7 protein-coding genes are annotated in these 16523 nt (G+C 66.3%); 4 read left to right on the forward strand and 3 right to left on the reverse strand.

What is annotated here, in order from left to right; translation table 11 throughout:
* Positions 1-477 precede the first annotated feature (477 nt).
* Positions 478-3132 carry a TonB-dependent receptor gene (locus JOD97_RS28925; protein WP_229264801.1) on the forward strand — a complete coding sequence of 885 codons (2655 nt, stop codon included), beginning with the start codon at positions 478-480 and terminating at the stop codon, positions 3130-3132.
* Positions 3133-3225: 93 nt separating this feature from the next.
* Here the strand turns inward: JOD97_RS28925 and tldD are convergent, their stop codons facing one another.
* From tldD to JOD97_RS28940, 3 genes are read right to left on the reverse strand one after another with little or no spacing between them, the layout of a single operon-like run.
* Positions 3226-4686: a metalloprotease TldD gene (gene tldD, locus JOD97_RS28930; protein WP_209726192.1), complete on the reverse strand. Its 1461-nt coding sequence runs from the start codon at positions 4684-4686 to the stop codon at positions 3226-3228.
* A 32-nt stretch (positions 4687-4718) separates the two neighbouring features.
* A complete protein-coding gene (locus tag JOD97_RS28935) occupies positions 4719-5516 on the reverse strand; it encodes a carbon-nitrogen hydrolase family protein (protein ID WP_209726194.1) in 798 nt (265 codons plus the stop codon).
* Between the two features lie 24 nt (positions 5517-5540).
* A complete protein-coding gene (locus JOD97_RS28940) occupies positions 5541-9743 on the reverse strand; it encodes a YhdP family protein (RefSeq protein ID WP_229264802.1) in 4203 nt (1400 codons plus the stop codon).
* 181 nt (positions 9744-9924) lie between these two features.
* On the opposite strand from JOD97_RS28940, the gene glnE reads away from it, so the two are divergent.
* From glnE to JOD97_RS28955, 3 genes are all read left to right on the forward strand, one after another.
* The gene (gene glnE / locus JOD97_RS28945) at positions 9925-12702 is read left to right on the forward strand and encodes a bifunctional [glutamate--ammonia ligase]-adenylyl-L-tyrosine phosphorylase/[glutamate--ammonia-ligase] adenylyltransferase (RefSeq protein WP_209726196.1); all 2778 of its coding nucleotides are present in this window, start codon (positions 9925-9927) and stop codon (positions 12700-12702) included.
* Between the two features lie 79 nt (positions 12703-12781).
* Complete coding sequence (locus JOD97_RS28950) at positions 12782-13237, forward strand: cache domain-containing protein (RefSeq protein WP_209726198.1); 456 nt, start codon at positions 12782-12784, stop codon at positions 13235-13237.
* Between the two features lie 216 nt (positions 13238-13453).
* Entirely contained in the window at positions 13454-16375 is a 2922-nt protein-coding gene (locus JOD97_RS28955) for a TonB-dependent receptor domain-containing protein (protein ID WP_209726200.1), read from the forward strand.
* The last annotated feature ends 148 nt before the right edge of the window (positions 16376-16523 follow it).

Raw genomic sequence — 16523 nt, forward strand, 5'->3', positions numbered from 1 at the left:
CTCGTTTTTACTTCCACGTGCACCGGCCGCTACTCCACCGCCTTGAGGTTGGAATCGCTAAAGTAAAAGTAGCCGGTAAAGAAGAAGTGGATCATGAACGTGTTCGACGGGTATTAAGCAGATATCGTGGAATTACTATAACGCCAACGTGCCGCGCTTGGCAAGTCATTTCTTAAGCCGCCTCAACGACGTCCCTACAAAACTTTACACCTGCCCGTTCCTCTTTACATCTTATCGGCTGTGACCAATTGTAATCGGCGCCGCGCCGGGCCCGTTCCGCGCCGGCGCGCTGGGCGCACAAAACCCTCTTTACAGGTGTGAGCGTTTGCCACTGTTGGTTATCGGCACTGTTATTGAATGGTCATTGTCCGCCCGGCATGCCGAATGTTTTGATGGCTCGCCCCGCTTGTGCCAAGAGCCCAGGCCAGGACGCAGATGAAAACCCACCCATCCCCATATCGAGCAGGAGTAATAACAATGATCATTGAAAGAGCGATGTCCCGCGCGCTGCGACTGGTGTTCGCAGGCACCCTGGCGGCCGGCGCGCAGGCGCAGGCACAGATGCAGGCGTCCGCCGACGGCGACGACGCCGGCATGCAGCGCGTCGAAGTGACCGGTTCCAGCATCAAGCGCCTGGCCTCGGAGACGGCGCTGCCGATCACCACCATCAAGGCCAGCGACTTCGTCAAGCAGGGCCTGACCACCGCCGCCGAGGTGCTCAACACCATTTCGATGAACCAGAGCGCGACCGGCAGCAGCCAGTCGGTCGGCTCCGGCACCGGCGGCGTGGCCAGCGCCGACCTGCGCGGCCTGGGCGCCAACAAGACCCTGGTGCTGCTCAACGGCCGGCGCATCGCCAGCCACCCGTTCAACGGTTCCAGCGTCGACCTCAACATCATTCCGCTGTCGGCGCTGGAACGGGTCGAGGTGCTGCGCGACGGCGCCTCGGCCATCTACGGCACCGACGCCATCGGCGGCGTGATCAACTTCATCACCAAGCGCGAGGTGCGGGGCCTGACCGTCAGCGTCGAGCGCTTCCAGCCGCAGGCCAGCGGCGCCGGCGCCGAATCGCGCCTGAACCTGTCGGGCGGCTTCGGCGACCTCGACAAGGACGGCTACAACTTCTTCGGCGTGGTCGACTTGCACAAGCAGACCGCGCTGGCCGCCGCCGAGCGCGACTTCGCCAGCACCAGCGTGCGGCCCGACCGCGGCGTCAACAACAGCAGCGGCACCTCGCAGCCGGGCAACTTCTTCTCCGACAACGGCATCACCGGCAACCCGTACTACGCCGGCGGCTGCGTCGGCAAGGGATTGATCGCCAACACCGCCAACGGCACCTGCCGCACCGACACCACGCAATACATCCAGGCGATTCCGAAGACGCAGCAGGAATCCTTCCTCGGCAAGGCCACCTTCAAGCTCGGCGGCGACAACCTCGCCAGCGTCGAATACCTGCACAGCCGCAGCACCAACGCCAGCGCCATCGCGCCGTCGCCGCTGACGGGCCTGACCTTGACCTCGGCCAGCCCCTACTACCCGGGCGGCAGCGCCGGCGTGCCGGCCGTCGCCGGCCTGAGCGGCGAGGACCTCAGCGTCAACTGGCGCACCGTGGCCGCCGGCAACCGCATGGGCTACGACACCAGCATCTCCGACCGCCTGGTGCTCGGCGCGGAAGGCCTGGTGGCCGGCTGGGACTACAACGTCGGCCTGACCTGGGCCATCAGCAAGGCCAGCAGCGCCTTCACCGGCGGCTACACCAACGACTCGCTGATGCGGGCGGGCGTGCTCAGCGGCGTGCTGAATCCGTTCGGCGCGCAATCGGCCGCCGGCCAGGCCTACCTCGACGCGGCCCAGCTGCGCGGCGAATACCTGTCGGCCAAGATGACCAGCGTCGGCGTCGACGCCAAGGTCAGCCGCGAGATCTACCGCTTGCCGGCGGGCGCGGTCGGCTTCGCGCTGGGCACCGAGTTCCGTCACGACAAGGCCAGCTACGATGTCAACACCGAGCTGGCCTCGCAGGCGTCGAGCTCGGGCTACGCCGACGCCCAGGACCAGGCCGGCCAGCGCAACATCGCGGCGCTGTACTCGGAGCTGAGCGTGCCGCTGGCCAGGGACGTGGAGTTGTCGATGGCCGCCCGCTACGACCACTACAACGATGTCGGCGGCAGCTTCAACCCCAAGATCGGCCTGCGCTGGCAACCGGCCAAGCAGTTGATGCTGCGCACCTCGTACAACACCGGCTTCCGCGCGCCGACCCTGTACGACCTGCACGGCCCGGCCACCTCCACCTTCACCAGCAATTCGTACGACGATCCGGTGCTGTGCCCGGGCGGCACCGCGGTGGCGGGCGCCAATCCCAACCTGGCGTGCAACCAGCAGCAAACCATCCGCAGCGGCGGCAACATCGGCCTGAAGCCGGAGAAATCCAAGACCTTCAGCCTCGGCGCGGTGTTCGAGCCGACCAATGCCGTCAGCATGTCGCTCGACTACTTCAACATCAAGATCAAGGACAAGATCGGCACGGTGTCGGAAACCACCATCTTCGACAACTACGACAAGTACGCCAGCTACTTCGTGTACTCGGCCGACGGCAAGACCTTGCAGTATGTGAACGCGGTGCTGGACAACCTGGGCGAGGTGCACACCTCGGGCATCGACGCCAGCCTGCGCTGGAAGCTGCCGCGCGGCGCGGCCGGGGATGTCAGCTTCGTGGTCGATGGCACCTGGGTGCACAGCTATGAATATCAGAACGAACCCGGCGGCGCCTACGTTCAAAACGTCGGCGTGTACGCGGAGAATACCCCGGTGTTCCGCTGGAAGCACAACGCCGCGATCAATTGGAAGAACGGGCCGTGGGGCGCGAGTTTCGCCAACAAGTATATGAGCGGATATGTCGATCAGAACGACGTCGCCGAGGCGTATTACCACAAGGTGCGGGCGTATTCGACGTATTCGCTGTCGGTCAGCTATGCGGGGATCAGGAATACGGATTTGACGGTGGGGATCAAGAATCTGTTCGACACCAATCCGCCTTATACCAACCAGGGCACGACGTTCCAGAGTGGTTACGATCCGCGTTACACGGACCCGCTGGGCCGGACGTTTTATGTGAAGGCGACGTATAAGTTCTAAACGGTTGATTGAGACGTGGACCCGCACCCCGGACGCGTGGGGTCGTACCCCGGACGGGGTACGACCCCTTGTGGCCGCGGTGCGGGTTGGGGCTTACGCGGTGCCGCCCACCGTCACGCCGTCGATGCGCAACGTCGGCTGGCCGACGCCGACCGGCACGCTCTGGCCTTCCTTGCCGCACACGCCCACGCCCGGGTCCAGCCGCATGTCGTTGCCGATCATCGACACGCGGTTCAACACCTCCGGCCCGTTGCCGATCAACGTCGCGCCCTTGACCGGATAGGTGATCTTGCCGTTTTCGACCATGTACGCCTCGCTGGCCGAGAACACGAACTTGCCGTTGGTGATGTCCACCTGGCCGCCGCCGAAGTTGACCGCGTACAGCCCGTTCTTGACCGAGGCCAGGATTTCGCCCGGGTCCTTGTCGCCGCCCAGCATGTAGGTGTTGGTCATGCGCGGCATCGGCAGGTGCGCGAACGATTCGCGCCGCGCGTTGCCCGTCACCGGCATCTTCATCAGGCGCGCGTTCATCGTGTCCTGGATGTAACCCTTCAAAATGCCGTCCTCGATCAAGGTGGTGCACTGGGTCGGATTGCCTTCGTCGTCGATGTTGAGCGAACCGCGGCGATCGGCCAGCGTGCCGTCGTCAACCACCGTCACGCCCTTGGCGGCGACGCGCTCGCCGATGCGGCCCGAGAAGGTCGACGAGCCCTTGCGGTTGAAGTCGCCCTCGAGGCCGTGGCCGATCGCCTCGTGCAGCAGGATGCCGGGCCAGCCAGGTCCGAGCACGACCGTCATCGGGCCGGCCGGCGCCGGGCGCGCGTCCAGGTTGACCACCGCCGACTTGACCGCCTCGGTGGCGTAGAAGTCGAGCAGGGCGTCGCTGAAATAGCCGTAGTCGTAGCGCCCGCCGCCGCCGGACGAGCCCACCTCGCGGCGGCCGTTCTGTTCGACGATGACCGTCAGCGACACCCGCACCAGCGGGCGGATGTCGGCCGCCAGCACGCCGTCGCTGCGCACCACCAGCACCACGTCGTATTCGCCGGCCAGGCCGGCCATGACCTGCACCACGCGCGGGTCCTTGGCGCGCGCCATCTTTTCCACCCGCTCGAGCAGCTTGACCTTGGCGCCCGCGTCCAGCGAGGCCAGCGGGTCGTGCGGCAGGTACAGCGAGCGGCCGCCGGTCGGCGTCATCGCGCCGGCCACCTTGATCTTGCCGGCCCCGGCGCGGGCGATGGTGCGGGTCGCGGCGGCCGCGTCCATCAGCGCCGCTGCCGAGATCTCGTCCGAATACGCGAAGGCGGTCTTGTCGCCGGAGACGGCGCGCACGCCGACGCCCTGGTCGATCGAGAAGCTGCCGGTCTTGACGATGCCCTCCTCCAGGCTCCAGCCCTCGTTCTTGGTGAACTGGAAATACAGGTCGGCATAGTCGACCTTGTGCGTGAACATCGCGCCCAGCGTCTTGAGCAGCTTGGCCTCGTCCAGTCCGAACGGCGTCAGCAGGATATCGCGCGCGACCGCCAGGGTGGCCAGGTTCGGTTCAAAAGGCTTCATGATGGGGCTCCGGTTCGAATTTGTATTGGCTATCACATGGTGCGGTGCTTCAGCGCCGGCAGGCTCTGGCGCACGCCGTCGATGAACAGCGGGTCGATCTCGCCCTGCACCACGCCCTCGCCCTCGGCCAGCACGTCCTTGATGGCGCCCCACGGGTCGACCAGCATGCTGTGGCCCCAGGTGCGGCGGCCGTTGGGGTGGGTGCCGCCCTGCGCCGCCGCCAGCACGTAGCACTGGTTTTCGATGGCGCGCGCGCGCAGCAGGATTTCCCAGTGCGCCTGGCCGGTGGTGTAGGTGAACGCGGCCGGCACGACGATCAGGGCCACCGGCCCCATCGCGCGGTACAGCTCGGGGAAGCGCAGGTCGTAGCAGACCGACATGCCGACCTTGCCGAACGGCGCGTCGACCACGCCGACGTGCTTGCCCGGCACGATGGTTTTCGATTCGTTGTACGACTCGGTGCCCTTGCTGAAGCCGAACAGGTGGATCTTGTCGTAGCGCCCGACGTGCTCGCCCCGGGCGTTGTAGACCAAGGTGGTGTTGACGACCTTTTGCGGGTCGTCGGAGGCCAGCGGCAGGGTGCCGCCGATCAGCCAGATCTCCAGCTCGCGCGCCAGCGACGACATGAAGTCCTGGATCGGCCCGCTGCCGAGCGGCTCGGCCACGGCCACCTTGTCGCTGTCGTCCAGGCCCATGATGGCCCAGTACTCGGGCAGCAGCACCAGGGTGGCGCCCTGGTCGGCGGCCTGCGTCACCAGCCGGCGCGCGGTGGCGATGTTCTCCGTCACGGACGGCGAGGAAATCATTTGTACTGCGGCGACTTTGGTCATGGCGGTTCCGTTCAAAATAAGGACTTAGTGCGCGGCCGGCGGCGGTTCCGCCTTGGCCCCGTCGAGCTTGGTGACGACCGGCGCCTTCCATGGTCCGGTGACCTGCATATGATAGGTCAGCGCCCGCATCACCGGCGCGCTGAGGAACAGTTGCGCCAGGAAGCTGCCCAGGCCGATGACCGGGTTGACGGCCAGCGCGTACACCAGCGGCGCCGTGCCCAGGTTCACTTCCGGGATCACGACCACGTGCAGGTTGGTCGTCTCGTTGGCGATGTCGGCGCTGCCGTCCATCAACACTGTAGCGGCCACGCCGTGCATTTTCAAGTTGTCGGTCTTGGCGATGCCCTGGTGGACGGTGGCGTTGGCGCTGATGCCGTCGAACGCCAGGCCCTCCGAAAAGACGTCGTGGAAATCGAGCTTGAGCAGGCGCGGCAAGGCCTGCAGGCTCAGCACGCCCAGCAGCTTGGCCGCGCCCGGGTCCTGCTTGAGGAACTGGCCTTTTTCGACGTTCATCGTGATCTGGCCCTCCAGGCTCGGCAGGTCCAGCGAGTACGGCAAGCCTTTCCAGGCGATGTCGCCGTTGAGCGTGCCCTTGCCGCCTTTGACGGTGCCGGCGAAACCGAAGCGGTCCAGCAGCTTGCCGGCGTCGGCGATGTCCAGCTTGAAATTCAGGCTGGTGTTGTGCGCGCCCTCGCGCGTGACCCATTTGCCGCTGCCGGTCAGCTCGCCGTCGGCGTTGGCCAGCGCCAGCTTGTTGATGCGCCACTCGCGCGTTTTTTCGTTCGGCAGCTGGGCGTTGCTCGCTTGCAGCTCCAGCTGGCCCAGCGGCTTGTTGAACAGTTCGAACCGCTCGATCACCACGTCCAGCGCCGGGATGGTGGCCGCCGCGCTCTTGCCGTCCGACAGCAAATCCTGCACCTCGGTGGACGCCGACGCCGGGATCACCAGCGACGACAGGCGCGCCGTCACCTTGCCCAGGCCGTGGCCGGTGGACGGTTCGCTCCACGTCAGGTAACCGTTGGCCTGGGTCGAGTCGACGCTGGCCTGCCACACCGTCTTGTGGCGGCTGACCCCGACGACGACGTTCTCCAGCTTGCGGCCGCCGATGACCAGCTCGCTGCTGCGGGCGGCGATGGTGTCGGGCACCACGTACTGGGCGAAGTCGGCGCCGTCGGCCGGCGCGGCGCCCTCCAGCGGCGCGCCCTGCGGCCCGGCGACGGCGTTGCCGAAGTCCAGCCAGGCGTCGACGTTCAGCGCCGGCAGGCTGATGTTGACCGCCATGCCGCTGTCCGGTTCCGGCGCCGGCGTGTTGACGCCGATGCCGCCGCGCACCACTTTCCACGGGGTCTTGCCGATTTTCTGGCGCTGGTAGCGCGCCGCGACGCCGCCGCCGAGGGCGATGCGGATCTCGTCGTGCAGCGCGTTGTTGGCGTCCGGCGTCAGCCCGCTGGTCAACAGGAAACGCAGCGGCATCGTCTCCGGCGCCGCCTTGGCCACCGGCGCCGGCAAGTCCAGCGCCAGCCCGGCCAGGGTCGAATCGACCGCCACCGTCAGCTGGTGGTCGCGCACGGTGACGGTGCCGTTGTAGCGCGTGGCGCCGGAAAAATGGCTGCCCAGCCGCTGCATCGCCGGCATCGTATAAGTCTTGCGGAAACCGTCGGCCGTCAGCATGCCGCCCAGCTTGATGACGATGGCGTTGTCGCGCTGGGTGCCGCCGGTGATCGACACCGGCCCGTCGAGGAAGATGCCCGACAGCTGGTTCAGGTTGACGCCGCGCTCGTTGAATTCGATCTTGCCCTGCGACGCCTGCACCGGCGGCAAGTCGTTCATCAAGGTGATGTCGTTGTTGTTCAATTGCAGCGAGCCCTGCACCTTGGCGTCGATCAGGTGCGACAGCGGCAATTGCAGCTTGAGCGCCAGGGTGGCGTTGCCGCTGGCCTGGGTATCCTCGGTGAAGTGCGAGATCCAGTTCAATACGGGGCTGTTGGCGACATATTTCAGGAATTCCTGCATGGGCGCGGCGGCGTTGCCATCGATCTCCAGCATCGAATCGTGGATCGTCAAGTCCGGGATCACCGCCTTGACGCCGCTCAGCGCGGCGCCGCCGGTGGTGGCGCTGTCGCCGCGGATCTCCATGCGGGCGCGCTCGAACACGAAGCTGCCCTTGATGTGCTCGGCCTGCGGCCACAGCGGCAGCGGCTTGCCGTCCTTGCCCAGCACCTTGCCGTCCTGCAGATAATGGTTCGGCGAATAATTGAGCTTGCCCTCGGTCAGCTTGCCGGCCACGCGGAACTCGCCGCGCGCGGCGTGCTCGCCGTGGAAGGGGAAATGCGCCAGCTCGCCGCGCAGGCGCACGCTGACGTCGCTGGCGACGCCGCCCTCGAGCGCGCCGGTCAGCCAGGCGCGCAGCTCGTGCGGCGTCTGCATCGGCAGGTAGCGGTCGATGCGGTTGAGCTCGAAACCGTCGAGGGTGCCGGTCAGGTCGGCCTTGCCCATGCCCTTGCCGGCCAGCGGCATCGTGTGGGTGCCGCGCAGCGTGCCGCTCAAGCCCTGCTGCAGGAAGGCCAGGTCGTCGATGCGCAACAACAGCTGGTTGTCCGGCTCGAACGACCAGCTGGCCTTGAGCTTGAGGCTGTCGAACGGCATGGCCGCCTCGCTGAACTGGGCCGGCATTTGCAGCACCAGCTGCTGCGAATCGAGGCTGAAGCGGCCGCCCTTGTCGGTGGCGTCGACCGCGCCGGTCAGGTTGTCGAAACCGGGCAGGCCGGGCACGGCGGCGGTGGCCGGCGACCTGGCGGTTTTCGGCTGCGCCGGGCGCGGCGGCTGCGGCTGCAGGCCGACGCCCACCAGGTCGCCCTTGATGCGGTACGACTGCACGGCCGGCAAGGTGCCGGTCCATTCGGCCGAGAAGTTGCGCAGCAGCCCGCGCGGGGCGGTGTCGGCCAGCAGCTTGCGCTGCGCGGCGGTCAGCGGCAGGCGTTCGGCCAGGCCGGCCACCGTGCGCAGGTCGAGCTGCGGCGCGCGCAGCGCGACCCGCTCCGGCTGCGGTCCGGCCGCCGCGACATAGGTTTCCGACAACGACGTCGGCGCCATCACCAGGCCGTCGGCGGTGGTCAGGGTCAGATTGGTCAGCTCGACGCTGTGGCCGCGCGCGCCGAACTTGAGCCGGCCGGCGCCCTTGGCCACCGGCGTGGCCAGCGGCGGCAAGTCCTCGCGGGCGGCGACGCGGCCGGTCAGCTCGCGCAGGTCGAGCAGCGGCAAGTCCTGGCCCAGCACCGCCGAGACGTCGCGCAGGCCGACATCGGCGGTGACGGACGTCAGGCGCGTCTGGTCGAAGCCGAGCCAGGCGCGCAGCGAGCCGCCGCCGCTGTTGAGCACGAACGGGAAGTCGATCCAGGCTTTCCACGCGGCGACGTCGGTGTCGCGGATATCGGCGTACAGCTCGCCCTTCCACATCGACACGTTCGACACCCGGCTGGCGAAGGCCGGATGGGTGAAGTCGGCGCGCAGGTCGAGCGGCGCGGCCAGCGCGGCCGGCGGCGTGGCCTTCAGCGCGAACTGGTGGTGCAGCCATTTGTTGCGCAGCACAAAGGTGACGCCGTCCAGCGCCAGCGGCGGCGGCGGACCGGCGCGCGCCAGGTCGGTCCAGCGCACCCGGCCCTCGCGGATGACGATCTCGCGCTGCGACAGCAGCCAGTCGGCGGCCTTGCCGTCGCTCGGTTTGTTCGGATCGAGATACATGCCGGCCGCGAACAGGCGGCCGTCGGCCTCGCGCCGGAGGTCGAGGTCGGGACGGGTCAGCACCAGCGATTCGAAGCGCGGCCCGCCGGCCAGCACGCTCCACCACGACAACGTGGCCGACACGCCCGGCAGCGCCAGCGCCTGCCGGCCCTGGCCGTCGTGCAGCACGACGTCGCCCAGGTACAGGCTGGGGCGCAAACCGTTCCACGAGGCGTAGATGCGGGAGATGGTGACCTGGTTGCCGGCGGCGCGGCTGGCGGCGCGCTCGATATCGCCCTTGTAGTGGTCGATGTTCGGCAGCACGGCGTAGCGCAGCGCCAGGAACAGGATGGTGAAGGCGAAATACAGCAGCAGCGCCAGCTTGACCGTGAAGCCCAGCGCGTGGTGGGTGGCCAGGTTGCAGAAGCGGTAGGCGGCACGAAGCCGATGCCAGCGCGCGAGCAATGGGCCCTCGCCTGTCATGGTCTCCTCTTCTTGTTTTTGCATCAATAAGCTAATAAACAGGCCATGCGTCAAATAAAATCGCTACACTCGGCTTTTTCAAGCGCCCCAGCCTGCGCATTCTACCGCATCGCACCGCTAACACAGCGCCTGTTAGCCCCTCTTTGCGGCGGTTTTACGCGTGCCGGCCGGCGCCAACTTATTAGTATGGGGAAAATAGCAGTCTATGAACGCACCGTCAGTGACACCCTCCGCCTCCCGCTTCTATCAACGCTGGCTGGCCGCCGCGCCCGACCGCGCCGCCAAGGCCGATGAGTTGGCGCAGCTGTCGCTGGCCGCGATCGACCTGGACGCGTATCTGGCGCGCGAGGCCGCCGCCGTGCCCGAGGGCGCGCCGCCGCTGCCGCTGCAGCGCGCCATGCGCCGCCTGCGCAACCTGCTGGTGTGCGTGCTGATCCGCCGCGACCTGGCCGGCCAGGCCAATCTGGCCGAGGTGGTCGAAACCATGACCCGCCTGGCCGACTTCGCCATCCAGCGCCACCTGCGCGAGCTCGACGCCGAGATGCGCGCCGCCCACGGCGTGCCGACCGGGCGCGAATCGGGCCTGCCGCAGCAGCTGATCGTGCTGGCCATGGGCAAACAGGGCGGGCGCGAGCTCAACGTCTCGTCCGACATCGACCTGATCTTCGTCTATCCGGAGGACGGCGACACGGTGGTGGCCGCGCCGGGCCAGCGCAGCCTGTCCAACCACGAGTACTTCATCCGCCTGGGCAAGAAACTGATCGCCGCCATCGCGGAGATCACGGAAGATGGCTACACGTTCCGGGTAGATATGGCGTTGCGGCCCAACGGCGGCTCCGGTCCGCTGGCGGCCAGCTTCAACATGGTGGAGCAATACCTGATCGTCCAGGGCCGCGAGTGGGAGCGCTACGCCTGGGTCAAGGCGCGCGCCGTCACCGGCCTGGCCGACGACATCGCCGCGCTGGAGGCGATCGCGCGGCCGTTCGTGTTCCGCCGCTACCTCGACTTCGGCGTCATCGACGCCATCCGCAACATGCACGCCCAGATCCGCGCCGAGGTCAACCGCCAGGAGCGGCTGCACCCGGACCGCAGCAACAACGTCAAGCTGGGCCGCGGCGGCATCCGCGAAATCGAGTTCCTGGCGCAGGTGTTCCAGCTGATCCGGGGCGGCCGCGACGCCGCCCTGCGCGACCGCTCGACCCGCACCACCTTGCGCATCATCGCCGAAAAAGGCTTGCTAAGCCACGCCATCGTCTATCAACTGCTCGCTTCCTACACCTTCCTGCGCAATCTGGAGCACCGTTTGCAATACCTGGACGACGCCCAGACGCACACGCTGCCGGCCAACGAGGCCGACCAGCTGCTGGTGGCGCAAATGATGGGCCTGGCCGACGCGGCCACCCTGCTGACCCAGCTGGAGGCGCACCGCCAGTTCGTCGCCGGCCAGTTCGACGAGATGTTCTCCGACAAGACCAGCGGCAGCGAGAACGACATCAACCCGCAATCGAGCAACGAATGCGCCGATCCCGACAACCGCGACGCCATGATCGCCCGCTTCGGCGAGCTCGGCTTCGACGCGCCCGAGGTGGCCACCAAGCGCCTGGTCGCCACCTGGCAGGCGCCGCGGCTGCAATCGCTGCCCGAGGCCAGCCGCAATCGGCTGCTGGGCCTGGTCAACGCGGCGCTGCCGCTGATCGTCCAGTGCTCGGCCGAATCGAGCGGCGGCAACCAGCTGGCCACGCTGGGCCGCCTGCTCGACTTCCTCGAGGCGGTGGCGCGCCGCTCGGCCTACCTGTCGCTGCTGACCGAGTACCCGCACACCCTGGCGCGCGTGATCCGCATGGTGCACGCCAGCGGCTGGGCGGCGCAATTCCTCAGCCTGCACCCCATCCTGCTCGACGAGCTGCTCGACGACCGCGTGCGCAACGCCGTGTTCGACCAGGCCGCCGTGGTGCGCGACCTCGACGTGCAACTGGCCGCCGCCCCCGGCGACACCGAGCGCCAGATGGACATCCTGCGCGAAATCCACCACGCCCAGCTGTTCCACCTGCTGGCGCAGGACCTGGCCGGCGACCTGACGGTGGAAAAGCTGGCCGACCACCTGTCGGCGCTGGCCGACACCATCGTCGACGCCGCCATCCGGGCGATCTGGCAAACCATCGCCACCCGCCACCGCGAGGTGCCGCGCTTCGCCGTCATCGCCTACGGCAAGCTGGGCGGCAAGGAGCTGGGCTACGTGTCCGACCTGGACGTGATCTTCCTGTATGACGACCCGGACCAGGACGCCCCGGCCCAGTACGCCAAGCTGGCGCAGCGTTTTATTACCTGGATGACATCGCAAACGCCGGCCGGCATCCTGTTCGACATCGACACCGCGCTGCGCCCGGACGGCGCCAGCGGCATGATGGTGTCGAGCGTGGCCTCGTTCGAGAAGTACCAGAACAGCGCCGCCTGGGTGTGGGAGCACCAGGCGCTGACGCGCGCGCGCTTTTGCGCCGGCGACGCCGCCATCGGCGAGCGTTTCGAGCAGATCCGCGAGGCGGTGCTGCGCCAGCAGCGCCCGGCCGACGGTCCGCTGCGGCGCGAAGTGGTGGCCATGCGCAAGCGGATGGTCGACGCCAAGCCCAACCACAGCCAGCTGTTCGACCTGAAACAGGACCCGGGCGGCATGATCGATATCGAATTCATCGTCCAGTATCTGGTGTTGCAGCACGCCTCGACCTACCCGCAACTGACCACCAACATCGGCAATATCACCCTGCTTAAAATGTTCGGCGAGCTCGGTTTGATCCCGGCCGAGCTGGCCGCGAGCGTCGGCGATGCTTACCGACAGTTACGTAAACTGCAGCACCAGCTGCGCCTGCAGGGCCAGGACCTGGCCAGGGTCGACCCGGCGCTGATGGCGGCCCATGTGCCCCACGTGTTAGCGCTCTGGCAACTCATCTTTGGGTCTCACGTTGCCGACCAACAACAATCCTCTTGATTAAGTGCAGTACTATGTTAGGCGAGAATAATTAGAGCGCAAGCCGCCACCGTGGTCTCATTCAACCAGGAGAATCGACATGAAAACATTATTGGGCGCCGTGGCATTGAGCCTGCTGGCCGTGTCCACCAGCGCGTTCGCCGCCGACAAAGGCAGCAAGGACGAAGCCGTCGCGATGGTCAAGCGGGCCGTCGCATTGATTAAATCCGAGGGCAAGGACAAAGCCTTCGCCGCCATTTCCGATCCGGCCAATACCTCGTTCCACGACCGCGATTTATATGTCTACGTTTATGATTTAAACGGCGTCGCATTAGCCCACGGGAATAACCCTAAAATGGTCGGCAAGCCATTAATTGGCCTCAAGGATAATGAAGGCAAGCCGATGATCAAGGAAATGGTCGATCTCGCCAAAACCAAAGGCAGCGGCTGGGTCGATTTCAAATGGCCGAATCCCGTCACCAAGGCCGTCGAATCGAAATCCGGTTATGTCGAGAAGGTCGACGATATGCTGGTCGGTTCCGGCATTTATAAATAGCCGAACAAGCCGCCACCATTCAAGGCACCACCGCCGGGACGCGTCCCGGCTTTTTTTCGTCCGTCTTTTTGTTGGCAAGGGCGTTTCACCTGGAAATCATGCTTGAAATTGGCACGTAAAAGCCAAAAACCAGCTTGCGCCGGGCGGGAACTCTTCGCTGGCCTCCCCTGTCTATCGAACGGTGACATCCCGTTCATCATCACAAGGAGACGGACAATGATAAAAGAAAGATTGCTCGCCCGTTCGGTGCGGATACTCTGCGCCGGCGGCCTGGTATTCGGCACTTATAACGCCAATGCCCAGGAATCTGCTGAACCCATGCAGAAAGTGCTGATTACCGGCTCCCGTATCGCCTCCCCCGCCGCTGAATCGCCGTCGCCATTGCAGATATTAAGCTCGGCCGATATAGCGGCCTCGGGCGCGACAAATCTGCAGGAATTACTTCAAAAGAATCCGACCATGGGCACGCCCACCGTCAGCCGGACCAATTCTAATTTCCTCACATCAAGCGCCGGCGTCACCACGATTAATTTGCGCAATCTCGGCGATTCGCGCACGCTGGTATTGGTCAACGGGCGCCGCTTTGTCTCCGGCGTGCCCGGCGACAGCGCGGTCGACCTCAACAGCATTCCCACGGACTTTATCGACCGGGTGGAATTATTAACCGGCGGCGCCTCGGCGACCTATGGCTCGGACGCGGTGGCCGGCGTGGTTAATATTATTCTGAAGAAAAATTTCAACGGCGTGCTGCTCGACGCGCTGGCGGGAAAAAGCCAGGAAGGCGACGACTATAAGAAGAAAATCGCTTTAACTTTCGGTATCACCAGCGCCGATGGCGCGAGCAACCTGATGGGGCATTTCGGCTACTCGAAACAGGGCGCGGTGGCCTCGCGCGACCGCGAACGCTCGGCGCTCGACCAGACCTCGTCGATCCGCCAGGGGCATCCCGAGCTGGCCTTCGTGGCGCGCCGGCCCAACTTTTCCGGCTACGCGCCGCAAGGCCATTTCCTCGGCGACAGCGAGGATTTCACCTATGATGCGAATAACAACATTATTCCGTGGAATCAAAACGGCGCGCCCGGCAGCGGCGCCGGCGCCACCGGCTTCAACCGCTCGGACTACCGCCTGATCGCCGTCCCGGTCGAACGCTACCTGTTCGCCACCACCGGCAACTGGGCCTTCAATCCCGACCACGGCGCCTTCTTCGAGGGCACCTACGCCTCGTCCCGCGCCGCCAGCAACATCGAGCCGTTCCCGCTGGGATCGGACAATGTCTACAAGCCCGACGGCCGGGTGCCGGCCGCCTCGCTGGTCAACGGCGCGCTGGTGCGCAATCCGCTGGTGCCGCAATATCTGTACGACCGCATCAGCGACACCGACGGCGACGGCGTGCCGGATTACTTCTTCACCCGCCGCCTGTCCGAGTTCGGCCCGCGCCACTCCGCCGTCGACCGCGACACCTTCCGCCTGGCCACCGGGCTCAAGGGAACGCTGCGCGGCTGGAACTATGAAACCTACCTGACCTACGGCAAAACCAAGGAGGCCCAAAGCTCGACCGGGCAAGTCAACGTCATGAGCCTGCGCAACGCGCTCGAGGCCATCCCCGACGTCGACGGCACCCCGGTGTGCCGCGACGTGCGCTCGCGGCAGGAGGGTTGCGTGCCGATCAACCTGTTCGGCTACAACAGCATCACGCCGGACGCGCTCAAGTATGTGACGGCGCCCGGCTCGCTGTTGACCACCATCACCCAGCGGCTGGTGGGCGGCTCCGTCAGCGGCGAGGTGCCCGGCCTGGCGGCCGGCGCCATCGGCGTGGCCGCCGGCTTCGAGTGGCGCTCGGAGGAATCGAGCGCCATTCCCGATCCGCTGACGCAGTCCGGACTGAACGCCGGCAACGCCACGCCGCCCACCATGGGCGAGTTCACGGTGCGCGAGGTGTTCGTCGAAACGCGCGTGCCGCTGCTCAAGGCGCGCCCGTGGGTGCGCGAGTTGAGCGCGCTGGCCACGTTCCGCCACGGCGACTATTCGACCGTCGGCGCCACCAACAGCTGGAACGCCGGCCTGGAATGGTCGATCACCCCCGACATCAAGCTGCGCGCGACGCGGGCGCAGTCGACCCGGGCGCCCAACATCAACGAGCTGTACCAGGCCCCCAGCCAGGACTTCCCCACCGGCCTGGTCGATCCGTGCGAGGGCGTGTCCTCCAGCGGCACCGGCGCGCTGGCCGTCAATTGCCGCAACGCGCCGGGCGTGGCCGCCAACATGGCCGCCCATGGCGGCGTCTTCACGTTGAACCAGGCGGACCAGCAGGGCATCAGCGGCTACAACCGGGGCAATCCCGACCTGGCGGCCGAAACCGGCCGCTCGACGACGGTCGGCCTGATCCTCACGCCGCGCGCGATTCCGCTGCTGAGCCGGGCCGTCTTCACGCTGGACTACTTCAAGATCAAGATCGCCGACGCCATCGTCTCCACCGACCGCCAGTACGCGCTCGACCAGTGCTACAACCAGAACAACCCGCAATTCTGCGCCTTCATCACGCGCCGCCCCGCCGCCGTCGGCAACCTCAGCGCCGGTTCGATCCGCTACAGCGACATCGCCGCCACCAACAGCGGCGGCTTCGGCACCGAAGGCGTCGACCTGACCGCCTCCTGGAGCGGCCGCGCGGGACCGGGCACGCTGAGCGCGCGCCTGGCCCACACCTGGCTGCGCAAGCTGTGGCAGCAGGCCACGCCGGACGCCGACAAGAACCACGACGTCGGCGAGGTCACGGCCAACAACGTCAACGCGCCGCGCAACCGGGCCACCTTGAACCTGGCCTACAAATGGGGACCGTACGGCGCCAGCTGGACCAGCACCTACACCGGCCCGGTGTCGCTGGACGACCAGTTCCTCAAAAGCCTGAGCATCGCGCCGGGCACGGTCGGCGTCGGCTCGCGCACCTACAACGATGTCCAGTTCACCTACGACGTGCGCAAGGCGGTCCAGCTGTACCTGGGCGTCGACAACCTGTTCAACGCCAAGCCGCCGCCCATCATCAGCGGCCTGCCCGGCAACCAGACCGGCACCGAGACCGACACCTCGACCTACGACGCCATCGGCCGCCGTTTCTACGCGGGGCTGCGCGTGTCGCTATGAGTTATGGCCAAAGTCAACCGTGCGGGCACATTTGTGGCTGCACCACAACGGTGCAGGGTGACTATCAATTTGATATTGTTGGTTTTTTGATTCTATTGACTTTTTGTGTTTACAGGCCCAATCCCGACTGAGTACAGTGGCAGGTCGA

It is taken from the genome of Duganella sp. 1411, assembly GCF_017833525.1.
Taxonomy (GTDB): Bacteria; Pseudomonadota; Gammaproteobacteria; order Burkholderiales; family Burkholderiaceae_D; genus Rugamonas.